Source organism: Gilliamella sp. B3172 (assembly GCF_026536465.1).
Classification (GTDB): Bacteria; Pseudomonadota; Gammaproteobacteria; order Enterobacterales; family Orbaceae; genus Gilliamella.
Map to the genome: position 1 here is coordinate 17,980 of NZ_JAFNOA010000012.1, position 25,499 is coordinate 43,478.

General features: G+C 39.9%; 17 protein-coding genes. 14 read left to right on the forward strand and 3 right to left on the reverse strand.

Annotation, left to right across the window (positions count from 1 at the left end):
• Together J3U37_RS11635 and J3U37_RS11640 are read right to left on the reverse strand one after the other, a co-directional pair.
• Positions 1-615: a DMSO/selenate family reductase complex B subunit gene (locus J3U37_RS11635; RefSeq protein ID WP_267338058.1), complete on the reverse strand. Its 615-nt coding sequence runs from the start codon at positions 613-615 to the stop codon at positions 1-3.
• A 21-nt stretch (positions 616-636) separates the two neighbouring features.
• Positions 637-3,084 (reverse strand): DMSO/selenate family reductase complex A subunit, encoded by a 2,448-nt coding sequence (locus tag J3U37_RS11640; protein ID WP_267375028.1) that lies wholly within the window; start codon positions 3,082-3,084, stop codon positions 637-639.
• Positions 3,085-3,319: 235 nt separating this feature from the next.
• Between J3U37_RS11640 and parE the strand changes: the two genes are divergently transcribed.
• The 10 genes from parE to J3U37_RS11690 all read left to right on the forward strand — a co-directional run bounded on the left by parE (position 3,320) and on the right by J3U37_RS11690 (position 20,257).
• Complete coding sequence (gene parE, locus J3U37_RS11645) at positions 3,320-5,209, forward strand: DNA topoisomerase IV subunit B (RefSeq protein ID WP_220218314.1); 1,890 nt, start codon at positions 3,320-3,322, stop codon at positions 5,207-5,209.
• 27 nt (positions 5,210-5,236) lie between these two features.
• A complete protein-coding gene (parC, locus tag J3U37_RS11650; protein WP_267375031.1) occupies positions 5,237-7,465 on the forward strand; it encodes a DNA topoisomerase IV subunit A in 2,229 nt (742 codons plus the stop codon).
• Between the two features lies 1 nt (position 7,466).
• A complete protein-coding gene (gene djlA / locus J3U37_RS11655; RefSeq protein WP_220218316.1) occupies positions 7,467-8,303 on the forward strand; it encodes a co-chaperone DjlA in 837 nt (278 codons plus the stop codon).
• 14 nt (positions 8,304-8,317) lie between these two features.
• A complete protein-coding gene (locus tag J3U37_RS11660; protein WP_220219663.1) occupies positions 8,318-9,760 on the forward strand; it encodes a TrkH family potassium uptake protein in 1,443 nt (480 codons plus the stop codon).
• A 658-nt stretch (positions 9,761-10,418) separates the two neighbouring features.
• Entirely contained in the window at positions 10,419-11,987 is a 1,569-nt protein-coding gene (locus tag J3U37_RS11665) for a TerC family protein (protein WP_416380013.1), read from the forward strand.
• Between the two features lie 506 nt (positions 11,988-12,493).
• Positions 12,494-13,804, forward strand: a complete 1,311-nt coding sequence (locus J3U37_RS11670) for an NCS2 family permease (RefSeq protein ID WP_267375037.1) — start codon at positions 12,494-12,496, stop codon at positions 13,802-13,804.
• A gap of 331 nt (positions 13,805-14,135) precedes the next feature.
• On the forward strand, positions 14,136-15,455 hold the full coding sequence (xylA, locus tag J3U37_RS11675) for a xylose isomerase (protein ID WP_267375039.1): 1,320 nt from the start codon (positions 14,136-14,138) through the stop codon (positions 15,453-15,455).
• A gap of 76 nt (positions 15,456-15,531) precedes the next feature.
• Positions 15,532-16,989 carry a xylulokinase gene (xylB, locus tag J3U37_RS11680; protein WP_267375041.1) on the forward strand — a complete coding sequence of 486 codons (1,458 nt, stop codon included), beginning with the start codon at positions 15,532-15,534 and terminating at the stop codon, positions 16,987-16,989.
• A 367-nt stretch (positions 16,990-17,356) separates the two neighbouring features.
• On the forward strand, positions 17,357-19,003 hold the full coding sequence (locus J3U37_RS11685; RefSeq protein ID WP_267375043.1) for a family 43 glycosylhydrolase: 1,647 nt from the start codon (positions 17,357-17,359) through the stop codon (positions 19,001-19,003).
• Positions 19,004-19,021: 18 nt separating this feature from the next.
• Positions 19,022-20,257, forward strand: a complete 1,236-nt coding sequence (locus J3U37_RS11690; protein WP_267375045.1) for an MFS transporter — start codon at positions 19,022-19,024, stop codon at positions 20,255-20,257.
• Between the two features lie 75 nt (positions 20,258-20,332).
• Here J3U37_RS11690 and J3U37_RS11695 read toward each other — a convergent pair whose 3' ends face one another.
• Positions 20,333-21,526 carry a XylR family transcriptional regulator gene (locus tag J3U37_RS11695; protein ID WP_267375048.1) on the reverse strand — a complete coding sequence of 398 codons (1,194 nt, stop codon included), beginning with the start codon at positions 21,524-21,526 and terminating at the stop codon, positions 20,333-20,335.
• 436 nt (positions 21,527-21,962) lie between these two features.
• On the opposite strand from J3U37_RS11695, the gene rpsL reads away from it, so the two are divergent.
• The 4 genes from rpsL to J3U37_RS11715 form a co-directional block, all read left to right on the forward strand.
• Positions 21,963-22,337 (forward strand): 30S ribosomal protein S12, encoded by a 375-nt coding sequence (gene rpsL / locus J3U37_RS11700; RefSeq protein WP_034883792.1) that lies wholly within the window; start codon positions 21,963-21,965, stop codon positions 22,335-22,337.
• A gap of 100 nt (positions 22,338-22,437) precedes the next feature.
• Complete coding sequence (rpsG, locus tag J3U37_RS11705; RefSeq protein ID WP_034883788.1) at positions 22,438-22,908, forward strand: 30S ribosomal protein S7; 471 nt, start codon at positions 22,438-22,440, stop codon at positions 22,906-22,908.
• A gap of 109 nt (positions 22,909-23,017) precedes the next feature.
• On the forward strand, positions 23,018-25,120 hold the full coding sequence (gene fusA, locus J3U37_RS11710; protein WP_220218323.1) for an elongation factor G: 2,103 nt from the start codon (positions 23,018-23,020) through the stop codon (positions 25,118-25,120).
• Between the two features lie 69 nt (positions 25,121-25,189).
• A partial coding sequence (locus J3U37_RS11715) for a GTP-binding protein (protein WP_267337976.1) occupies positions 25,190-25,499 on the forward strand: 310 nt, incomplete at its 3' end.

Below are 25,499 nucleotides of genomic sequence, written 5' to 3' on the forward strand. Positions count from 1 at the left end.
TTATACCTCCTCCGGATTGAGCACTTTTCCTTGTGTATCGCCTGAGCTTTTAGCCAAAGCATGTGGTTTGATAACAATATTCGGTTTAGTCAACTCTGCATTAGGCAAAGGGGCAATATTACGTTCATCACCATGACGCTCACGTAATTTCCCTATCTCGTCAAAATCTAAAGCACGTTGCGGACAAGATTCGACGCACACAGGCTTTAAGCCTTCGGCTACACGCTCATAACAACCATCGCATTTTGACATAACCCGCTTTTGATGATCAAACTGTGGCGCACCATATGGACAGCGCATTTCGCAATAGCGGCAACCAATACACACATCTTGATTAACAACCACTAAGCCGTCTTGTTGGCGTTTATGCATCGCACCAGTTGGACAACCTTGCACGCAAGTTGGTTGCTCACAATGATTACATGAGATTGACAAATAGTAAGTAAAAGTATCATTTTGCCAAATCCCGTCCACTTGTTGCCACGATCCACCACCATACTCATAAACTCGGCGAAAATGCACGCCCAGCGCATTATCTTTTTCGTCTTTACAGCTCAACTGACAGGTTTTACACCCGGTACATTTGGAAGAATCAATAAAGAATCCATATTGCATTTTAATCATCTCCCTTTTTAATTATGATGCCGCTGGCATAGTTGATAATGGTTTGATTTCAACCAAATTAGTATGCTGCGAATTTGACTTCGCTAACACTGACGGGCGCAATGAGGTTAAACGATTAATACAACCACCAATATCCACACCAGCAGCATTAGTTTTTGCCCATAGCCCTTGAGGTATAGCGATCACGCCCGGTAATATACGAGGCGTGACTTTAGCCGGAATATAAAGCCGACCACGATCATTAAATACTTCAACTAATTGCCCATGCTTAATTTGTCTTTGCTCAGCATCAATTGGATTAATCCAAACACTACTGGCAACAGCTTCTCGTAGTTGGGGAAGATTACTATAAGAGGAGTGACAATGCCCTTTAATATGAAATCCAATCATTTGCAGCGGATATTTATCGCGTTTTTGTTGATCCTCACTCCCTTCAATAGCAGGCAAATAAGCAGGAATTGGGTAGAGTTTATCGTCCGGCTCAATCTCCCATTCACTCGCTATTTTTGCCAGCGCTTCTGAATAAATTTCAATTTTGCCAGACGGGGTATTTAATGGCTGATTAATCGGATCATCCCGGAATGCTTTTAAGGCAATTTGCGCATCGCTATCCGCTAATTTACGATCGACAATACCCTTACCGTCAGTGTCAGCAAAAGGCGGTAAATCAGGATTTTGCTTGCGCATTCTTTCATAGCTATACGCTATCCATTCATCTTGCGTTCGCCCTTCAGTAAATTTATCTTTCACGCCCATTTTTTCTGATAACTCAGTTAACACATCATAAGACGATCGATTTTCCCAAAGTGGCTTAATAGCCCGTTGCATACGAATAACATAATGGTAAGCACCGGATGCATAAGAATTATTAATTAAATCGTTACTTTCCACTGATGACACATCCGGTAATAACAGATCGGCATAGCGTGCTGATGCGGTCATATGAGTATCCCACACTAAGATAAATTCGCATTGAGATTCATCTTGTAAAATTTGGTGTGTTCGATTGAGATCGGCATGCTGATTACCAATTACATTACTGGCATAACTCCAGATAAACTTGATACCGACATCCAATTTATCTTTACCGAGTATATAAGCATTCTTCGCGGTCATGCTCTGCGGTGATTCGATCGCTTTAGTCCATAAAAAAAATGGAATACTGGTTTTAATCGGATTTAATAAATTCAGACCCGGAACCGGATAAGTCACGCTTCCGCCCCAAGTACCAATATTGGTGCCCGGTTTACCAAATTGACCAGTGATAATAGGCAATATCATAATTGCTCTTGTAGTATGCTCACCATTTTGCCAACGTTGTGCTCCCCAGCCTTGCGAAATCCATGCTGCTTTAGCGTTAACAATATCTAAGGCAAGTTTACGAATTTGTTTAGCGGGAATACCGGTTTTTTTTGCTGCCCACTCCGGCGTTTTCGGTGTTCTATCATCACCTAAACCTAAAATATAAGATTTATAATCACTAAAAGGGGGTGCGCTATCCGGCAATGAGTCAGCATTCCAACCCACACAATATTGATTAAGCATTGCCTCATCAATTTTATCTTCTTCCAGTAAAGCATAGCCAATTGCGGCAACTAACGCCGCATCGGTACCGGGAATAATCGGGATCCACTCGGCATTATAGCCAACTACACTTTCGCTACGCCGAGGATCGATAATAATCACTCTGGCTTTACTTTGTGCTAACGCATGAAACAGTTCCGTTACTTGCCCACCGCCTGACATTCGCGTTTCTGCAACATTATGTCCAAACATAACAACCAAATCTGAATGTTTAATTTGATCGATAAGTGACTCTTTAGCATTGCCATAAATATAAGGCTTAATAGCAGTTATCTGTCCACTTGAGTAATCGCCATGATAATTTAGATAACCACCGATAGTACTTAAAAACCGTCTACAAGCACTGCGTCCGGCGATATTTGCGCCAGTGGTACCTGTTCCATATTGACAATAGATAGCTTCATTGCCATAACGATTAATGGTGTATTTAAGTTTATCCGCCAATAAATTTATTGCTTCATCCCAGCTAATACGTTTAAATTTACCTTCACCACGCTTACCTATTCGCACCATAGGGTATTTTAAACGCTCCGGATCGTAAGTTCGCCAGCGTACCGCTCGCCCCCGCAAACATGGGCGAATTTGATGTTGACCGAAGATAGGGTCATTAATACCGTCTTCAGATGAGATTTTAGTAATAATATCGTTTTTAACATGAACTTTTAGTGGGCAGCGACTACCACAATTGACTAAACAGGCACTGTAAAAAATTTTTTCTTTATTGGTGGGATTAGGCGTGTTACTGTTACCATCCAACTTTGGTTCGGCATAAGCGAAAGGCGATTGAATCGTATTAGTTAGTGCAGCTACGCTACCAATAGCGATTGATTTTTGTAAAAAATCACGACGTGTTATCTTATGTTCTGACTTGCTCATTTGGTTCCCTTATTTCTTATTGGGATAGGGTTATGATAATACTATCGTTACAATAATTAAACTTAAAAAACCATAAAAATTGCCATTAACTTAAAATAAATTAATGAAATAAGAATTATTATCAATTAATGGATGATCATTACAGCTGATTTGTCATTCATTATAAATTTAAATTCATACATCTTAATGAAACATTGGTATAATAAGCCCATTTAATCGAATAATTAGAAAAATTATGTCACAATCCACTTATAACGCCGTTGATATTGAAGTCCTTAAAGGACTCGATCCCGTTCGTCATCGTCCGGGTATGTATACTGACACTGCTCGCCCAAATCATTTAGGGCAAGAAGTTATTGATAACAGTGTCGATGAAGCAATAGCAGGCCATGCTCGTCAAGTTAAAGTCACGCTTTATGAAGATAATTCATTGGAAGTGATTGATGATGGACGTGGCATGCCAGTTGATATTCACCCCGAAGAGGGTGTGCCGGCAATTGAGTTATTACTCTGCCGTTTGCACGCTGGTGGTAAATTTTCGAATAAAAATTACCAATTTTCCGGTGGACTTCACGGTGTGGGTATCTCGGTGGTTAATGCCTTATCAAAACGCGTTGAAGTAACGGTTAACCGTGACGGACAAGTGTACCAAATCGCTTTTGAAAATGGCGATAAAGTGGAAGATTTGCACGTCATTGGTACTTGTGGTCGCCGTAATACCGGTACTAAAGTCCATTTTTGGCCAGACGAAAAATATTTTGATTCACCAAGATTTTCGGTGCCTCGTTTATCTCATCTGCTTAAAGCTAAAGCGGTGCTTTGCCCAGGACTGGAGATTATCTTTAAAGATAAAATCAACAACACCGAACAACGCTGGTGTTATCAAGATGGCTTAAAAGATTATCTCATGGAGTCCGTGAGTGGTTACACACTACTACCTCAAGAGCCGTTCACCGGAAGCCATACTGGCGACACCGAAGCAGTTGAATGGGCACTACTTTGGTTACCGGAAGGAGGCGAGCTGTTAACGGAAAGCTATGTTAACTTAATCCCAACGGTGCAAGGTGGTACCCATGTTAATGGTCTACGTCAAGGACTACTTGATGCAATGCGAGAATTTTGTGAATTTCGCAACTTGTTACCACGAGGCTTAAAACTCACTGCCGATGATATTTGGGAACGTTGTGCTTATGTATTATCAGTAAAAATGCAAGAGCCCCAGTTTGCCGGACAAACCAAAGAACGTTTATCATCACGACAAAGTGCGGCTTTTGTTTCAGCCATTGTTAAAGATGCCTTTAGCCTTTGGCTAAATCAACATGTACAAGTCGCTGAATTACTGGCTGAAATGGTGATTTCAAGCGCACAAAAACGGCTTAGAGCCTCAAAAAAAGTTATCCGTAAAAAATTGACCAGTGGTCCGGCGCTTCCGGGCAAACTTGCCGACTGCTCATCACAAGATTTGAGCCGAACAGAACTGTTTTTAGTGGAAGGAGATTCTGCGGGCGGTTCAGCTAAACAAGCACGCGATCGGGAATATCAAGCAATAATGCCGTTAAAAGGTAAAATTTTAAATACTTGGGAAGTCTCATCAGACGAAGTATTAGGCTCACAAGAGATCCACGATATCTCTGTTGCCATAGGCATTGACCCGGATAGTGATGATTTAAGCCAATTACGATATGGTAAAATTTGTATATTAGCCGATGCCGATTCTGACGGTTTACATATCGCTACACTTCTTTGTGCGCTATTTGTGCGTCATTTTAAAGCCATGGTTGAACATGGGCATGTCTTTGTTGCTATGCCACCACTATATCGAATCGATCTGGGTAAAGAAGTGCATTACGCCTTAGATGAAGAAGAAAAAGAAGGGATTTTAGATCAACTAAAACGGAAAAAAGGCAAACCGAATGTCCAACGTTTTAAAGGTCTTGGTGAAATGAATCCACTGCAATTACGTGAAACCACCATGGATCCCAATACTCGCCGTTTAGTACAATTATCATTGGATAATTCAGAAGAAACGATGGCGTTAATGGATATGTTACTTGCTAAAAAGCGTTCAGAAGATCGTCGTGAATGGTTGCAAGAAAAAGGTGATCAAGTCCAACTTGATGTCTAACATAAAGAATGATTTAGAGGAACAATAATGAGTGAGATAACTCATGACGGAGTAGAAGTTCAGTCGCTACGTACTTTTACAGAGAGCGCATATTTAAACTACTCAATGTATGTCATTATGGATCGTGCACTGCCGTTTATCGGTGACGGTTTAAAACCTGTGCAACGCCGTATTGTTTATGCCATGTCTGAATTGGGGCTGAATGCTCAGGCTAAATTTAAAAAATCTGCTCGTACAGTCGGTGACGTATTAGGTAAATATCACCCACATGGGGATAGCGCCTGTTATGAAGCAATGGTACTTATGGCACAGCCATTTTCCTACCGTTATCCATTAGTAGACGGTCAAGGTAACTGGGGGGCGCCGGACGATCCAAAATCCTTTGCCGCCATGCGGTATACCGAATCCCGCCTATCGAAATATGCTGAATTACTATTAGGCGAGCTTGGGCAAGGTACTGTTGATTATACGCCTAACTTTGACGGAACGTTACAAGAGCCGAAAATGTTACCGGCAAGATTACCCAATATCTTATTAAATGGCACCACCGGTATTGCCGTCGGTATGGCAACGGACATACCACCACATAATATCCGTGAAGTGGCAAACGCTGCTATTATGTTAGCAGATAATCCAAATGCGACTTTAACTGAAGTAATGGCTCACATACAAGGGCCGGACTTCCCAACTGAAGCGGAAATCATTACCCCACCACAAGATATTGAAAAAATCTATAAAACAGGTCGGGGCTCCATTCGAATGCGAGCGGTGTGGAAAAAAGAAGACGGCGACATCGTCATTACCGATTTACCACATCAAGTATCCGGTGCCAAAATTCTTGAGCAGATAGCTGCGCAAATGCGAGCCAAAAAATTACCGTTAATTGAAGATTTACGGGATGAATCGGATCATGAAAACCCAACTCGACTGGTCATTGTGCCCCGTTCAAATCGTGTTGATTTAGAACAGGTAATGAACCACCTATTTGCCACCACCGATCTGGAAAAAAGCTACCGGGTCAATATGAACATGATTGGGCTAGACAATCGCCCGTCGGTTAAAGGTTTAGTTGAGATCTTAACCGAATGGTTAGCCTATCGCCGCAATACCGTAACCAGACGTTTAAACTATCGTTTAGACAAGGTGTTAAAGCGCCTGCATATTTTAGACGGTCTACTTATTGCATTTTTAAATATTGATGAAGTGATTGAAATTATTCGCTATCAGGATGATCCCAAAGCCGAACTGATGCGCCGTTTCGATTTAAGTGAAATCCAGTCTGAAGCGATCTTAGAGTTAAAACTTCGCCATTTAGCCAAGTTAGAAGAGATGCGCATCAAAGGTGAACAAAGTGAGCTGGCAAAAGAGCGTGATCAACTGCAAGCACTGTTATCTTCGCCAAGAAAACTCAGTAACCTTATCAAAAAAGAGTTACAACAAGATGCGGAAAAATATGGCGATGATCGCCGTTCGCCAATTGTTGAACGTAGCGAAGCTAAAGCAATTACCGAACAAGAATTAACACCGTCAGAACCGGTTACCATTGTCTTATCTGAAATGGGTTGGGTAAGAGCGGCAAAAGGCCACGATATCGATCCTGTCGGGTTAAGTTATAAAGCCGGCGACAGCTTTAAGGCTGCAGCCAAAGGTAAGAGTAATCAACCGGTTGTGTTTATTGACTCAACCGGCCGTAGTTACGCTGTAGAGCCAAACACCTTGCCATCGGCACGAGGTCAAGGCGAGCCACTTACCGGTAAACTGGCATTGCCGGCAGGTGCTACCGTTGAAAAAGTACTTATGTCAGCCAATGATAATCAGAAATTCTTACTGGCCTCAAGTGCCGGCTATGGGTTTATTTGTCGGTTTAGTGATTTAGTAACCCGTAACCGAAACGGTAAAGCGATTATCAACCTATCAAATAACGCAAATGTGCTTGATCCAGTTGAGATCACCAATGAAGATAGCTTATTGTTATCGATTTCTAAAGCTGGTCGGATGCTAATATTCCCGGTAAAAGATCTGCCGGAACTGGCGAAAGGCAAAGGAAATAAAATAATCTCCCTGTCCGGGGCTGACGATAGCCTAGCTTATTTGCAGTTAATTACGCCGGAAACGTCGATAACCCTATATGTTGGTAAACGCAAACTGACACTTTATCCGGCTGATTTAGAAAAATTTAGAGCAGAGCGAGCACGTAAAGGGACGTCTCTTCCTCGCGGACTGCAAAAGATAGATAAAATAGAGGTGAACGAATAATATGTCTTTAATTTGGGCTATTATTACTGGTGTTATATTAAGCAGTATACTCAAATCAGGTTGGGGCTATGTGTTCGGTTTTTTTGTTGGCCCAATGCTATATCAAGCATTCTGTAATAAATTGACTGAACAAAGAACCCAAGCCAATCCAACCCTATACTTGACAGTTGTATTTGAAGTATTGGGTCATTTAAGTAAATCTAAAGGTGTAGTCACCCAAGATGACATCAACCTTGCTCGCCAATTTATGGACAGATTGCAGCTTGATAATAACAGCCGTCAACTGGCGCAAGAGTCATTCAATCGAGGCAAAGCAAGTGATTACCCACTTAGATCACGCTTACGGGAATTATATACGCAATACCGTTATCGACGAAATGTACTTAATATCTTTTGTGAACAACTGATACAAGCAGCCTTGAACGACGGCACTTTAGACGAAAAAGAGTCACAAATCTTATTTATTGTTGCTGATGAATTCAACATTCCACGCCGACAAATGGCAATGTATATTCAAATGATGATGGGCAGTTATCATTTTCGTCAAGAAAATTATTATGATCAGCAAAATCAATATCAACAAAGCAATAATTATGGTGGTTATCAGGGACGTTCGGCGCAGTCCGATTTACAAAACGCTTATAAAACGTTAGGCATTGAACCGAATGCCGAAATAGCCGTAATTAAAAGAGCGTATCGTAAATTAATGAACGAACATCACCCGGATAAATTAGTCTCAAAAGGTTTACCCAAAGCGATGCTTGAAGCAGCCAAAAAGCGAGCTCAAGAAATTCAAGCTGCTTATGATCTGATAAAAGCATCTCGTGGATTTAAATAGAGATTAAAACAATGATGCATTGGCGCTCAATTATTCGAATTATCGGTCTACTTATTGCACTACTGTCAGTCTTTATGTTACTGCCGGCTCTAGTGGCATTAATTTATCGTGACGGCGCTGGTGCGATTTTTGTTCGTTCATTTTTTGCAGCTTTGATACTCGGTTGCCTATTATGGTGGCCTAATCGTAATCATCGCCATGAGCTCAATACCCGAGAAGGTTTTTTTGTTGTTGTCCTGTTTTGGTTAGTGTTAGGGACGATTGGCGCTTTCCCTTTTATTTTTGACAATCATATCAATCTCAATTTAAGTACTGCGTTTTTTGAATCGTTCTCCGGTTTAACCACAACTGGCGCAACAACCATTGTCAAACTCGATCACTTACCTAAAGCACTACTGTTTTATCGGCAATTACTCCAGTGGCTCGGTGGTATGGGTATTATCGTGTTAGCTGTTGCCATATTACCATTATTAGGGGTTGGTGGCATGCAGCTATATCGTGCTGAAATTCCCGGACCACAAAAAGACAGTAAAATGCGCCCACGTATTGCCGAAACAGCCAAAACGCTGTGGTCTATTTATATCCTACTAACCACATTATGCGCCGTAAGCTTATGGTTTGCCGGCATGAATGTTTTTGACGCCATATCCCATAGCTTTTCAACCATTTCTATGGGCGGATTTTCCACCCACGATGATAACCTTGCTTACTTTAATAGTGCGACAATTAACTATATCGTTACTATTTTCCTTATTTTATCCGGCTGTAACTTCGCTCTCCACTTTGCCGCCTTTAATGGGTTTTCACTCAAGGTTTACTGGCGTGATCAGGAGTTCAGAACGTTTCTTTTTATTTTGCTGATACTCATTGCTATCTGCGCTTTTGTTATCTTTTTCTATAAGCCACATCGACTGAGCATTGATAAAATTGTCTTGCAAGTGGTGTCTATCTCCGCAACCGCTGGCTTTTCTGTCGATGATATCAATACCTGGCCTTCCTCATTACCGCTATTTTTACTTTGTGCTTCATTTATTGGCGGTTGTGCCGGTTCAACCGGTGGTGGTTTAAAAGTGGTACGGGTGCTGCTGTTATTTATGCAAGGATCGCGAGAACTAAAACGCCTTATTCACCCTAATGCCATTTACACCTTAAAACTCAATAATCGGGTAGTACCTGAACGCATTATTGAATCGGTTTGGGGATTCTTTTCTGCCTATGCGCTGGTATTTTTAGTCAGCCTTTTTATTATTATGGCAACCGGTATTGATGCAACGGACTCATTTTATATTGTCGCTTCATCTCTCAATAATTTAGGTGTCGGTCTTGGTAGCGTTAGCGATAATTTTGCCAATGTCAGCGATCCTGTGAAATGGGTAATGGTGGTGGATATGTTATTTGGCCGACTGGAGATCTTCACACTCCTGGTTTTATTTACCCCAACCTTCTGGCGAAGTTAATTTTATACTAAAACATAGGTATTTTCTGAAACTTCTTGTCAAACGATTATAAATACTATTGAAAACTCATTTAATAGTGATTTTTATCATTAACAAATAGCGAGCGATTTAGTGTAGATGATGTTGGTAATCGATTTGGTTTGGTTTCTTTTAAATTAATAAATAACTGTTTTTATACTTAAACATAGGCATTTTCTGAAACTTCTTGTCAAACGATTATCAATACTATTGAAAACTAATTTAATAGTGATTTTTATCATTAACAAATAGCGAGCGATTTAGTGTAATTGATGCTGAGTAATAGATTTGGTTTGGTATCTTTTAAAATAATAGATAAACTTTTTATACTTAAACATAGGCATTTTCTGAAACTTCTTGTCAAAAGATTATCAACATTGCTGAAAACTCATTTAATAGTGATTTTTTATCACTAACAAATAGCGAGCGATTTAGTGTAATTGATGCTGAGCAATGGCTTTGGATTTGGTCTCTTTTTTAAATAATAGATAAGCTGTTTTTATACTAAAACATGGGTGTTTTCTGAAACTTCTTGTCAAAATAATTAAAAATTACAAATATTTTATTGATTATTTAGCCAATTACAGACAGAATTATCGGGCAGCATGTGCTGTGTTTATTAGAGGTAATCACCTGACATATGGAATGGATCATGGATCCTACAATCTGGATTGGTTTATCCACTCTGGTTGTACTTGAAATCGTCCTTGGTATAGATAACATTGTTTTTATTGCCATCCTTGCCGAGAAACTTCCTCCCAACCAACGAGATAAAGCACGCGTCACAGGCCTTGCTTTCGCTTTAATTACGCGAATTGTGCTATTAATGTTTACCGGTTGGTTAGTCACCTTAACGACCCCACTGTTTTCACTCTCCGGTATCAGTTTTAATGCTCGTCAATTGATTATGCTTATCGGTGGGATATTTTTACTGTTCAAAGCGACAATGGAGCTTAATGAGCGGTTAGAAGGCGCCTCTCATCAAGACGGTAAGTCAAAAAAGACCTCGCACTTTTGGACAGTCGTGGCACAAATTGTAGTACTTGATGCGGTATTCTCGCTCGATTCAGTCATTACCGCCGTTGGCATGGTTGAAAATATTCCGGTTATGATAATTGCGGTGTGTATTGCAATTTGCATCATGATGGTTGCCAGTAAACCGCTGGCTTATTTTGTTAATTCCCATCCAACCATTGTTATTCTTTGTTTAAGCTTTTTATTAATGATTGGTTTTAGTCTGGTGGCAGAAGGATTTGGCTTTGCCATACCAAAAGGCTATTTATATGCTGCTATTGGCTTCTCAATAATGATAGAGTTCTTCAATCAGTTGGCAATCTTTAACCGTAAAAAAGCACTCAACAAAAAACCATTGCGGGAACGGACTGCCGAAGCGATTTTACACTTATTAAAAGGTGATACTGAAGAAGATTCAGATAACAGCTCGATTGATGATGATTCAGATAACAACAAAAAAGAGTCGGTTTTTAATGATCAAGAGCTTAGCATGGTAGAACGTGTGTTAGGATTAGCTCAACGTTCAGTCAGTAGTATTATGACCTCACGATTAAATGTCGATATGGTCAACATTAATGATGACCGTGAAGTGATACTAAAAGAGATCTTCGACAATCCTCACTCTCGTTTGGTGGTCACCGATAACGATTCGATTGATGAGCCTTTGGGTATCATACAAGTTAACGATCTGTTAAAAGACGTCATCCAAAACAAAGAGCCTATTGATATTGCATCACTGATCAAACAGCCGCTCATTTTTCCTGAAACGGTCTCTTTACTGGTTGCGTTAGAGCAATTTAAAAAGGCGAAAACCCATTTTGCTTTTGTTGTCGATGAATTTGGTTCAATGCAAGGGGTGGTCTCGGTCACCGATATCATTGAAACCATTGCCGGTGATTTTCCGACGGAAGAAGAGGAAATTGATGCCAAACATGACATTCAATGCCTTGAAGACCATACATGGATTGCCAATGGCTATATCCCGGTCGAGGAACTAGTCCGATTTGTACCTATCCCAATTGATGATAAACGTGAATATCACACCTTAGCCGGATTATTAATGGAAAAAGCCCAGCATCTACTCGAAGTGGGTGAAACCATGCAAATTGGTGATTATCTTTTTGAAATTGCACAGATCGAAAGTCACCGGATTTTGAAAGTGAAAATTACCTTAAACAAACTCGATTTAGGTTAATCACTTTCACCGCCTTTTTAGCTCACTAAAGTGAGCTAAAAAGCAAAATTTATCCTGCCTCGTTAAAACAAGATACAAAGTTTGCTAGTAGCAAAACACTATTGATGACTTCATCAAACTAGTTACCCTAGGTGCGCTTAACCGAGAAAGCCAACATCAGCAAATCGATTTAGCTACCACTCAATATTGAAACATAAGATAAAAATATCGCCAAAAACACCATTTCAAATAAAATCAAAACATCACCTTCAAATAATTGAAAGCAGGTCGAAAATGATAGTCCCATAGTTGCTAATCTTCGAATCGGTAATCGCAAACCTTTAGAATAACGCTTGACCAAACTGAATAACTAGCAATAATAACGCAGTGAGATATCTGTTTATTGTAAGATGTCGCGCTGTCTCGCGACATCTTTTCTATTTTTATCTGTTACTGATGCGGGTAAAAATAACAGCAACATATTAGATAAACAATCATTCTTAATAACCAAAATTGGGCCTTAACTTATGAATTCAATATTCGAAAAAATATTTCAATTGAAAAAAAAGAAAACCACCATTGGTACCGAAATTATTGCTGGATGCACCACCTTCCTTACTATGGTCTATATTATCTTTGTCAATCCTTCCATTTTATCGGCAACCGGCATGGATACCTCAGCCGTATTTGTGTTAACTTGTGTTGTTACTGCGTTTGCAACCATTTTAATGGGCTTATTTGCAAACTTACCTATCGCATTAGCACCGGCTATGGGGCTTAATGTATTTTTTGCCTATGGTATTTGTGGCGCAATGGGCTACTCATGGCAAGTTGGTATGGGGGCAATCTTTTGGGGATCGTTAGTCTTTTTTGCATTATCGTTATTTAAAGTGCGCCATTGGCTAATTGAGCATATTCCGCAATGTTTACGAGTCGGTATCAGTGCAGGTATCGGACTATTTATTGCGTTTATGGGGTTTCAAAATATGGGCATTGTAGTTAGCTCGCCCGCAACACTCTTAACCTTAGGTAATATTTTATCGCTAAAAGTATTACTTGGTTCATTAGGCTTTTTCATCATTATTATTTTAGCCGCTCGCAACTTTCATGCTGCCGTGCTTATTTCAATCTTTGTAGTCACACTATTGGCACTTTGGCTTGATCCTAATATCACCTATCAAGGCATTGCTTCAGTACCACCTAGTGTTACCAGTGTTGTTGGTCATGTCGATCTGGCCGGTTCACTAAATGTGGGCATTATGGGCGTTATCTTTTCAATAATGATTGTCAGCTTATTTGATTCATCCGGCACAATTTTGGCACTCACCGATAAAGCAGGTATTTGTGATGAAAAAGGGCGTTTCCCTAAAATGCGTCAAGCGTTATTAATCGATAGTTTCAGCTCGTCACTTGGCGGACTATTTGGTACCTCTTCAGTTTTAACCTACATTGAAAGCTCTGCAGGTATTTCAGTTGGTGGTCGCACCGGTTTAACCGCTGTGGTTGTCGGCATTTTATTTTTAATGATGACATTCCTATCGCCATTAGCTCACTTAGTACCAAGTTACGCTACTTCTGGCGCCCTGATATTTGTCGGTATTTTAATGGTATCAAGTTTGGTTAAAGTTAACTGGTCAGATTTAACCGATGCGACACCAGCTTTTATCACCGCTTTAATGATGCCGTTTGCCTTTGCTATCACCGAAGGTGTGGCGCTCGGTTTTATCTCTTATGTGGTATTAAAAACCTTCACCGGTAAATTTAAAGAGTTAAACCTATGTGTCATTATTTTTGCCGTGTTATTTGCACTGAAATTTATTTTTATTGATCACCATTAATGGCTGAATACTACTTCTACCGTGCTCAGCGGTAGAGGTGGTTTTTGTCTGATTGCCAATTATTTTCCGCTATTTAAATTATCTTCATCATGCCATAACAAGGCTCTGCACTCATCAGCTCATCTCCAATTCCAATAATTCACCAATAGAGTTTGATCTACATCACAAAAACCAAAAAACATAAAAATAGTACAAAATTTAATAATTGTTGTTGCGTTAAAAATTCATGCATATTGATGACAGCACTTAAGCCATTGATAGTCTATCTAAAAATGGCTTTAAAGAAATAACGATTAATCAACCACTTATTAACCAAATTTAGAGGTAAATTATGAGTCATTATTACGACAAAATAGAACGCATCAACTACGAAGGCACACAAACAGACAATCCTTTTGCATTCAGGCACTATAATCCCAACCAAATCATTTTGGGTAAAACCATGGCGGAACATCTACGCTTATCAATTTGTTATTGGCACACTTTTTGTTGGGCTGGGACAGATATGTTTGGCTCAGGCGCATTTCACTATCCATGGCAAACTGGCTCAGATCCATTAGCTAATGCAAAAGCGAAAGCCGATATAGCCTTTGAGTTCTTTTATAAAATGAATGTGCCTTTTTATGCTTTTCATGATGTTGATGTCGCACCCGAAGGCAATTCAATCCAAGAATATATCAATAATTTAGCAATCATGACTGACATTTTACTGGCTAAACAGCAACAAACCGGCGTTAACTTACTTTGGGGCACCGCCAACTGCTTTACCAATCCTAAATATGCTGCCGGCGCCGCCACCAATCCGGATCCGCAAGTATTTGCCTGTGCAGCAACACAAGTTGTCCACGCCATGAATGCAACACATCAATTAGGTGGGCAAAATTATGTCCTTTGGGGCGGACGTGAAGGATACGAAACACTGTTAAATACTGATCTGAGAAAAGAGCGTAAACAGCTTGGCAAGTTTATGCAACTGGTGGTTGAAAACAAATATAAAATCGGTTTTAAAGGCGCGTTACTTATTGAGCCAAAACCGCAAGAGCCTACCAAACATCAATATGATTATGATGTCACAACCATTTATGGCTTTTTAAAACAATTTGGCTTAGAAAAAGAGATTAAAGTTAATATCGAAGCTAACCATGCAACACTAGCTGGTCACTCATTCCAACATGAGGTTGCCTCAGCTATCGCACTTGATATCTTTGGCTCACTTGATGCTAACCGAGGCGATCCGCAACTAGGTTGGGATACCGATCAATTCCCAAATAGTGTAGAAGAAAATAGCCTTGTCATGTACGAAATTCTCAAAAGTGGCGGTTTTAAAACCGGTGGACTTAACTTTGATGCCAAAATTCGTCGTCAAAGTGTTGATAAATATGATGTATTTTACGGGCATATTGGCGCAATCGATACCATGGCATTATCATTGAAGTGCGCAGCCAAACTAATTGAAGATAACGTTCTTGAGCAAAAAGTCACGCAACGATATGCCGCTTGGGACGAAAACTTAGGTCAACAAATCCTACAAGGCAAGATGACGCTACAAGACATTGCCCAGTATAGTTTAGCCAATAATCTACAACCAAAACCTTACAGTGGTGAACAAGAGAAGTTAGAAAATCGAGTTAATCGATTAATCTTTGGCTAAGCTAAATGTTGGTTGTAAACTAATCAGGTTAACGGTATCGTTAACCTTGGTAGTCAGCAGTAAAATGGAGAAGAGTATGTATATTGGTATTGATTTAGGCACTTCGGGTGTCAAAGTGATTTTAATGGATGAACAACAACATATTGTCACAACATTAACCAAACCACTCACCGTGTCCCGCCCACATCCATTATGGTCAGAGCAAGATCCAGAACAATGGTGGCAAGCAACCGATACGGCAATGCGTGAGCTTAGTGAGCAACATAATTTACAATCGGTAAAAGCCATAGGTTTAAGTGGTCAAATGCATGGTGCGGTATTACTCAATCAACAATCACAAGTTTTAAGACCAGCAATACTTTGGAATGACGGACGTTGTGATATTCAGTGCCACCAACTAGAACAACAGGTGCCCACTTCCCGCCAAATTACCGGTAATTTAATGATGGCAGGTTTTACCGCCCCTAAAATAAAATGGGTACAACAGCATGAACCGGACATCTTTGTTCAGATCGATAAAGTATTGCTCCCTAAAGATTATTTGCGTTTTAAAATAACCAATCAATTTGCTTCAGATATGTCCGATTCAGCCGGCACCATGTGGCTTGATGTAAGAAAGCGTGATTGGAATGATGAACTATTAAAAGCCTGTGGCTTAACACGACACCATATGCCAACGCTATTTGAAGGCAATCAGATCACCGGTTATGTGACCGATGAAATCGCTAAACGTTGGGGCATTAATCAGATTGCAGTGATTGCTGGCGGTGGTGATAACGCAGCCGGTGCGGTTGGGGTAGGTTTACATCAATCGGGGCAGGCGATGCTCTCATTGGGTACTTCCGGCGTCTATTTTGCCGTGACCGATCAGTTTATTAGCAACCCCGAGCAAGCCATTCACAGTTTTTGCCATGCCTTACCCAACCGCTGGCACTTAATGTCGGTAATGTTGAGCTGTGCTTCTTGCCTCGATTGGGCGTGTCAGTTACTGGACATTGAAGATGTGCCAACCTTACTGACTCTAATTGAAGCGCAACCGATCGATGACAAACCTTCGGTCTATTTTTTACCGTATTTATCCGGTGAAAGAACACCTCACAATAATCCCGAAGCTAAAGGTGTATTTTTTGGCTTAACTTATCAACACAACAAAGTCGATCTGGCAAAAGCGGTATTACTGGGGGTTAGCTATGCCCTTGCCGACGGCATCGATGCAGTTCATCAAACTGGCGTCACACCCGATAAAATTTTGGTCATTGGTGGCGGAGCCCGCAGCCGTTATTGGCGACAATTGCTGAGCGATGTTTCTGGTTATCGCATTGAATATTGTGAAGGTAGCGAAGTGGGTCCGGCATTAGGGGCAGCAAAACTGGCGCAAATCGCTTGTCATCCCAATACGGCGATAAGCGAACTGCTTGCGCCATTGCCAATTGTTCAAACGCATCAGCCCGATAGCAATCTCTACCAATATTATCAGCAACAACGCACTACTTTTAGAGATATTTATCAGCAACTTAAACCATTGATGTCATAATTATGACTTGCAGAATACCCTGTTAGGGTATTCTGCACCTGTTACCCTGCCCTTTTTGCTTTCTTTGCCTTCTTAACGATATTAAACAATTTATCACTATTTCTCTTTGCCATTCTAAAAATAACGCGCATTAGCCAATAGATGACTTGTTAGGCTAACCCCTCTTTTTCTAATTATGTTAATTGAATCGGAAAATTTTATTACTCAGAGTGTGACACATATCTCATTAATAAGATTTCATAAATTTGAAACCAAATTTGATAATAACATTATCGGTATAGATAAATTATATTGGGCGAAACAACCTTAAAACTTATTTTTTTGATAAGTATTTTTATCCATAATCTAATATTAAGAGAAAATAAAAATGCCTAAAATAAAAAATCCGGTGATACCGGGCATGTCTCCTGATCCGTCAATCATTCGTGTTAACGATACTTACTATATCGCCTCATCTACTTTTCATTGGAATCCAATCATTCAAATTTTTCAATCAAAAGACCTCGCTAATTGGCAACTCATTGATTATGTATTTAAACATGGTGAGGTCAATTTATCCGGAACAAATACCCCCGCCGGTGTCTGGGCGCCGCATTTATCTTATGATTCGATAAATAAAAAATTTTGGCTAATATACTCGCATATGAAAAACATGGCAGGGCGAGAGTTTAATGCTGATACTTATGCCATTTGCGCTGAGGATATTAAAGGGCCTTGGTCAGCGCCAATTTATCTTACCTCTATCGGATTCGATCCGGCGCTGTTTCATGATGATGACGGTAAACATTATTTAACTATTTTAGAGTGGGAAACCCGACAAGGTTATCAAGCACCAGGGCATATTGTCATTGCTCAAGTCGATCTTGCTGAAGGAAAGCTCGTCAGCCCGTGGCATCGATTAACGCAAGGTTTTACAACTCGAGGTTGCGCTGAAGCGCCGCAGATTTATAAAAGGCTTGATAACTATTATTTGATAATAGCCGCCGGTGGTACGGGCTATGCGCACGGTATTGAAATCGGTCGAGCTAAAGATATTTATGGTCCTTATCAGCCCCACCCGTCCGGTGAGCCGATTGTCACCTCCTCACCTAATCATCTATTTTCATTAGGCGATCCCGATGCCGGCCATTTTGAAATGTTCAATCCTAATTCACTGATGCAAAAAGCGGGACACGGCTCACTTGTTGAGAGCCAAAACGGCGATTGGTATATTGCTCATCTGATGTCCAGACCAATAAAAGACACACTACTCAATCCGCTTGGTCGAGAAACTTCAATCCAAAAAATGCAGTGGACTGATGACGGTTGGCTTGTCATGGCAGACGGCTCTAATTTAGCCAAAATGGAATTTGATTCTACCTTACCACTTGAGGACGAAATAAGTCATGACGTGATTGACGAGTTCGATCATGGCTATCAATTAGCGTTTATGACGCCTTATCAACATCAATCCAGCCAATGGGTGAATACCCATGAACGCCATAGTCATTTGCGAATATATGGGCGAAACTCGCTATTTTCTCAAGTGACGCCGTCGATTATGGCAACTCGGGCTACTTCGTTTGACTATTACGTTCAAACTAAAGTTGAATTCCACCCGGAACACTACTCACAAACCGCCGGTGTTGGTCTTTATTATGACTCCAATAATTGGCTCTATTTACATTTAACTTATAGTGAACATTTCAAGACCCCGGTTTTAACCCTACTACAAGCAAAACTGGGTACCAGAATCGAATATGTCAATCACCGTATTGCTATCCCAAACGGAGTTGTGGAACTAAAATTATCCTACCAACATGGCAAGGTTGCGCTACTTTACCGACTCGATGACGCATGGATGCCAATTATGCAAGCGCTAGATGTCCTTTATTTATCGGATGAAGGCGTCAATGGAGAACCGGGGGAAATAGGTGGATTTACCGGCTTATTTAATTTTATTGCAGCTGTCGATAGCTACCAACATCAATCTTATGCCGATTTTGATTATTACTACGTGATCAACAATGGTTAATATTTTAGGTAAAGTATTATGAAAACAACAATTCCATTAACTCGACTTATTCCCGGACTAATTATCGGCCCGGCATCGTGGTTAGGTCCCTATATTGCCGCATCAAGTCTCTTTTTACCGGCGCTAATTCAACAAATTGATGAAAACAGTAAGTTCCAATTATTAGCGCTATTTTCTTCTAGTGGTATGATAGCTGCGGCGATGTCAAATATGCTTGCAGGCTATTTATCGGATCGAACACGCTCCAAATTCGGTAATCGCTCACCTTGGATTGTAGCCGGCGCTGTCGCCTTTATGTTATCCATGATATTAGCTTCAATGGCCAACAGTATTCCTTTTTTGTTGTGTAGTTGGTTACTCGGCCAAGTTGCTTTAAACTTTATTGTTGCTCCTATGGTAGCCTGGATAGACTTTGCCGCTGAAGAGAGAAAAGGCACGGCCTCGAGCGCTTATGGCGGACTAGGTATGGCGTTAGGTAACAACGGTTTTACAATACTTGCTGCGATGTTTCTAGGCAACTTTCGATTTGGCTTTATCGTTTTTGGTATTATTACATTCATTGGCGTATTACTGTCGGTATTGATTGTAAAAGAGCCTTCAAACCTTAACCAAACGAGGGAAAACAAATTATCCAAAAGCGATAAAAAATTCCAAGATACATTGGATATCTTTCCCAAATGGGAAATCGGGCGAGACTATTATTTGGCATTAATTGGGAAACTTTTTCAAGGCATCAGTAACTTTACTATCATCGGTTGCATACTGTTTATTTTGACCGATTTTATACAATGCAATCCATCTGAAACAGAAAATGCCATCCAGCTCCTTAATTTAATTATGTTAATTTTTGGCATTTTAATGGGATTTATTGCCGGTCCAATCTGCGATAAATTAAAAGTGCTCAAACTACCGGTTGGGTTATCTACCCTCTTATTAGGCATTGGTGCATTAAGCTTATTGCTATGCCCAAATCAAATAGGCGTGTTAATTTATGCATTTTCCGCAGGAATCGGCATGGGAATATGGAATTCACTCGACAATTTATTGAATTTACAAGTCATCCCCGATAAGAATCAAGTAGCCTTTTTTTTAGGGTTCTATAATCTCGGTAACACAATAACTCAAGCAATTGCACCAATTATTACCGCATATGTGATCCTTTTTTGGGGCTTTTCAGCTATTTTTATTGTCTCTTTTGTGTTTGCCATGATTGGCGGCACTGCCATACTTTTAATTCGTTCAGTTGACAAATAAACGCATCAAAAAGGAAAAGGAAAAATATTATTTAAGCTTTTTCCTTTTTGTTTATGTTACCTATTATTCATGACGTTAAAGTGGCGCCGACTTAAGTGTGGTAAATTGCCGTCTAAAATCTTTAGGGGTCATACCATAACGTTTCTTAAACAGAAAATAGAAATACTGAACTGACGGATAACCACATTGCTGAGAAATGGCTTGAATGGATAAGGATGACTCAAGCAGAAGGTATTTAGCCTGATTAAATTTTTCTTCATGAATAACGGCATGAATGGTTTTACCTAATGACGATTTAAATCGAATTTCCAAATTAGAGCGTGATATCTGCATTTGTGAAATTACTTGCTCCACTTTAATTCCTTTACAGGCATGATCACGAATATAGTGAATGGCTTGGATAACATAGGGATCTTGAATCGATCGATAATCTGTCGAACGTCTGGCAATCACTTTTTTAGGAGCTATAAGTAAAGGACTCACCGGCACGTTACCTTTCATAAAGCGTTTTTGGAGCAAGTTTGCCGCATTAAATCCCATCTCTTCCGTACCTTGCTTAACGGTCGATAACGATACCATTGATAAATCATTGATGACTTCCTCATTATCAATACCAATTAGACATAACTCTTCCGGTATTTTTATGCCTGCTCTATCACACGCCTGTAAAATATGGTGTGCTCTGGCATCATTGACGGCAATAATACCGGTATTAATCGGCAAAGAGAGCAACCATTTAGAGAGCTTATCTAAGCCTTCTTGCCAATTATCAAGCGAAGTAGACATGCCTTGATAAATAAACCCTTCATACCCCTTTTGGGCTAAAATTTGCTTAAAAATGTCTTCTCGCACCCCAGCCCAACGACAATATCGGTTAGAAGGCAAACCGTAAAAGGCAAATTGACTAATCCCCTTAGCGCACAAGTGATTAAATGCACTTTCAATAATGGCAAAATTATCAGCAGCAACATAAGGCACATTAGGATAGCTCGATGTACCATGATAAGAGCTACCCACCCCAATTATTGGAATTTGAACATGTTTAAGCAAATCGGCAATATCCGGATCATCAAAATTAGCAATAATCCCATCGCAGTCAAAACGAAAAGAGGTGGTCGTGTCATAACGCAGCGTTTCAGAGATATAAATATTCCAATGAATATGATGTGACTTTAAAAAATCACCAATACCTTTTAAGATTTGACGATCGTAAATATTATTAGCATTAAATAACAATACAACTTTATAAGGTTCATTTTTTACATTCATCACAATTACGCACAACATTTATCCAATAACCAGTATCATATTACCGTTTTTTTTGATAAAAATTTAGCTTAAATTTCTACCGTTTGTCTCTTCCTATCTTAATGACCATTACCCTATGCTTAAGCTACATTATTACTCAATATTTGCTTAGGCAATTTACGGCATTGAATACTCATTGTGTTAAAAAGTGATACATAAAACCTCAGCAATAACTTATCAATAAAAGATAAACTTTGTTTAATAAGATGATGCTTGATAACCAAAAATAGTTTAATTAAATAACATAATGAACTTGTGGTAATACTTGACATTATGCCTGTTGAGGTCTAGAATCTTGCGACCCAAAACTTATATCCATAGGCTTTGGGCTACAGTTATTAATTACGTATCTAAAAAGCAATTTTTAAATTTATTTTAATTAATCAGGAGCTTATTAATGGCAACAATTAATCAGCTGGTACGCAAACCAAGAGCGCTAAAGGAAGCGAAAAGTAACGTTCCTGCCCTTGAAGCATGCCCGCAAAAACGCGGTGTTTGTACACGTGTTTACACTACTACACCGAAAAAACCAAACTCAGCATTACGTAAAGTATGCCGTGTACGTTTAACCAACGGTTTTGAAGTAACTTCTTATATCGGTGGTGAAGGTCATAACTTACAAGAACATAGCGTGATTTTAATCCGCGGTGGTCGTGTTAAAGATTTACCTGGTGTTCGTTATCACACTGTTCGTGGTGCATTAGACTGCGCAGGTGTTAAAGATCGCAAACAAAGCCGTTCTAAATACGGTGTGAAACGACCTAAAGCTTAATGGAACTCCGTTAAGTAAGGCCAAACTATAATAATTCCATTTAACTCATTTGAGTTTTGGGTAAACCTGAAAATTTATAACATATAAACGGAGTATTCCAATGCCACGTCGTCATGTTGTCGGTCAAAGAAAAATTTTACCTGATCCGAAATTCGGTTCAGATTTACTGGCGAAATTTGTAAATATTTTAATGATAGATGGTAAAAAATCTATCGCAGAATCAATCGTATATTCAGCTCTTGATAAATTAGCTGAGCGTAGTGGAAAAGACCACTTAGCAGCTTTCGAAGTTGCACTAGATAACGTAAGACCAACTGTAGAAGTTAAGTCTCGTCGCGTTGGTGGTTCTACATACCAAGTTCCTGTTGAAGTGCGTCCAGTTCGTCGTAATGCACTTGCAATGCGTTGGATTGTAGATGCAGCACGTAAACGTGGCGATAAATCAATGGCTTTACGCCTAGCGAATGAACTTATGGATGCTTTTGAAAACAAAGGTACCGCTGTGAAAAAACGCGAAGATGTTCATCGTATGGCTGAAGCTAATAGAGCGTTTGCACACTATCGTTGGTAATCTTTCCACTGCTATTAAGTGGCTTGAAATTAGACTGACAGCACATATCTACTGTCAGTCAACCTAAATGATATTTTATTAAGCAAACGATTCTAAATAGAGGATTAATATGGCTCGTACAACCCCTATAGCACGCTACCGTAATATCGGTATCAGTGCACATATTGACGCAGGTAAAACAACAACTACCGAACGTATTTTGTTTTATACTGGTGTAAGTCACAAAATTGGTGAGGTTCATGATGGCGCAGCTACCATGGACTGGATGGAACAAGAACAAGAACGTGGTATTACTATCACTTCAGCAGCGACAACTGCATTCTGGTCAGGTATGGGACAACAATTTGAACCACACCGTATCAATATCATCGACACCCCGGGACACGTTGACTTCACAATCGAAGTTGAACGTTCTATGCGTGTTTTAGATGGTGCAGTAATGGTTTACTGTGCAGTTGGTGGTGTTCAACCTCAATCAGAAACAGTATGGCGTCAAGCAAACAAATATAAAGTTCCACGTATCGCATTTGTAAACAAAATGGACCGTATGGGTGCTAACTTCTTACGTGTAGTTGATCAAATCAAAACCCGTTTAGCAGCTGTGCCAGTTCCTTTAGTTCTACCAATCGGTGCTGAAGAAGCATTTACCGGTGTTGTTGATTTACTTAAACGTAAAGCAATTAACTGGAATGATGCTGATCAAGGCGTAACATTTACTTATGAAGATGTACCAGCAGACATGGTTGAGCAAGTCGAAGAATGGCGTGCAAACTTAATGGAAGCTGCTGCAGAAGCTAACGAAGAGTTAATGGAAAAATACCTTGGTGGTGAAGAGTTAACTGAAGAAGAAGTTAAATTAGCACTACGTGAACGTGTACTTGCTAATGAAATCATCTTAGTAACTTGTGGTAGTGCCTTTAAAAACAAAGGTGTTCAATTTATGCTTGATGCGGTAATTGAATATTTACCAGCACCAACTGATGTACCAGCAATTAAAGGTGAACTAGCAGACGGTGAACCAGCTGAGCGTCACTCTAGTGATGATGAACCATTCTCATCATTAGCGTTTAAAATCGCCACTGACCCATTTGTTGGTAACTTAACCTTCTTCCGTGTTTACTCGGGTGTGGTTAATTCTGGTGATACTGTTCTTAACTCTGTTAAAGACAAAAAAGAGCGTTTTGGTCGTATCGTTCAGATGCATGCGAATAAACGTGAAGAAATTAAAGAAGTTCGTGCCGGCGACATCGCTGCTGCAATCGGTCTTAAAGATGTAACGACTGGTGATACACTTTGTGCTGAAAGCGCACCAATCATTCTTGAAAGAATGGAGTTCCCTGAACCAGTTATCTCTGTTGCAGTTGAACCTAAAACTAAAGCTGACCAAGAAAAAATGGGTCTTGCTTTAGGTCGTTTAGCACAAGAAGATCCTTCATTCCGTGTTCACACTGATGAAGAATCTGGACAAACTATTATTTCTGGTATGGGTGAGCTTCACTTAGAAATCATCGTTGACCGTATGAAACGTGAATTTAAAGTAGAAGCAAATGTTGGTAAACCACAAGTAGCATACCGTGAAACAATTCGCAACGAAGTTGAACAAGAAGGTAAATTTGTTCGTCAGTCTGGTGGTCGTGGTCAATATGGTCATGTATGGTTAAAAATCAAACCATTGGAAGCTGGTGGCGAAGGTTACAAATTCAACAATGAAATTGTTGGTGGTGTAGTTCCTAAAGAATACATCCCGGCAGTTGATAAAGGCTGTCAAGAACAAATGAAAAACGGTGTTCTTGCTGGTTACCCAATTGTTGATGTTGAAGTCACTATCTTTGATGGTTCTTACCATGATGTTGACTCATCAGAAATGGCATTTAAAATTGCCGGTTCAATGGCATTTAAAGAAGGCTTTATGAAAGCTAAACCTGTGCTTTTAGAACCGATTATGAAAGTAGAAGTTGAAACCCCTGAAGATTATATGGGTGATGTTATCGGTGACTTAAACCGTCGTCGCGGTATGATCGAAGGTATGGAAGATACTGCAACTGGTAAAACAGTTAAAGCACAAGTTCCACTTTCTGAAATGTTTGGTTATGCAACAGACCTACGTTCTCAAACACAAGGTCGTGCTTCTTACTCAATGGAGTTCTTGAAGTACAATGAAGCACCAACAAATATTGCAACAGCAATTATTGAAGCTCGTAAAGCGAAATAATTTTTACATAAATAAAGTAACACTTCCCTTTTAAGATAAAGGGAAGTGATTTAATAAAGGAACATTAAGATGTCTAAAGAAAAATTTGAACGTACAAAACCCCACGTTAACGTTGGTACAATCGGCCACGTTGACCACGGTAAAACAACTTTAACTGCTGCAATTACTTCTGTACTTGCTAAAAAATTCGGCGGTCAAGCTCGTGCATTCGATCAAATCGATAACGCACCTGAAGAAAAAGCACGTGGTATCACCATCAACACTTCACACGTTGAATACGACACACCAACTCGCCACTATGCACACGTTGACTGTCCGGGACATGCTGACTATGTTAAAAACATGATCACTGGTGCGGCTCAAATGGACGGCGCTATCC

Excerpts from the sequence above, each read along its gene's own strand:
- J3U37_RS11685 (WP_267375043.1), top strand. The coding sequence starts at position 17,357 with ATGCCTAAAATAAAAAATCCGGTGATACCGGGCATGTCTCCTGATCCG.
- J3U37_RS11640 (WP_267375028.1), bottom strand. The coding sequence starts at position 3,084 with ATGAGCAAGTCAGAACATAAGATAACACGTCGTGATTTTTTACAAAAA.
- J3U37_RS11660 (WP_220219663.1), top strand. The coding sequence starts at position 8,318 with ATGCATTGGCGCTCAATTATTCGAATTATCGGTCTACTTATTGCACTA.
- djlA (WP_220218316.1), top strand. The coding sequence starts at position 7,467 with ATGTCTTTAATTTGGGCTATTATTACTGGTGTTATATTAAGCAGTATA.
- parC (WP_267375031.1), top strand. The coding sequence starts at position 5,237 with ATGAGTGAGATAACTCATGACGGAGTAGAAGTTCAGTCGCTACGTACT.
- J3U37_RS11635 (WP_267338058.1), bottom strand. The coding sequence starts at position 615 with ATGCAATATGGATTCTTTATTGATTCTTCCAAATGTACCGGGTGTAAA.
- xylB (WP_267375041.1), top strand. The coding sequence starts at position 15,532 with ATGTATATTGGTATTGATTTAGGCACTTCGGGTGTCAAAGTGATTTTA.
- rpsG (WP_034883788.1), top strand. The coding sequence starts at position 22,438 with ATGCCACGTCGTCATGTTGTCGGTCAAAGAAAAATTTTACCTGATCCG.
- J3U37_RS11690 (WP_267375045.1), top strand. The coding sequence starts at position 19,022 with ATGAAAACAACAATTCCATTAACTCGACTTATTCCCGGACTAATTATC.
- fusA (WP_220218323.1), top strand. The coding sequence starts at position 23,018 with ATGGCTCGTACAACCCCTATAGCACGCTACCGTAATATCGGTATCAGT.
- parE (WP_220218314.1), top strand. The coding sequence starts at position 3,320 with ATGTCACAATCCACTTATAACGCCGTTGATATTGAAGTCCTTAAAGGA.
- J3U37_RS11695 (WP_267375048.1), bottom strand. The coding sequence starts at position 21,526 with ATGAATGTAAAAAATGAACCTTATAAAGTTGTATTGTTATTTAATGCT.
- J3U37_RS11665 (WP_416380013.1), top strand. The coding sequence starts at position 10,419 with ATGGAATGGATCATGGATCCTACAATCTGGATTGGTTTATCCACTCTG.
- rpsL (WP_034883792.1), top strand. The coding sequence starts at position 21,963 with ATGGCAACAATTAATCAGCTGGTACGCAAACCAAGAGCGCTAAAGGAA.
- xylA (WP_267375039.1), top strand. The coding sequence starts at position 14,136 with ATGAGTCATTATTACGACAAAATAGAACGCATCAACTACGAAGGCACA.
- J3U37_RS11670 (WP_267375037.1), top strand. The coding sequence starts at position 12,494 with ATGAATTCAATATTCGAAAAAATATTTCAATTGAAAAAAAAGAAAACC.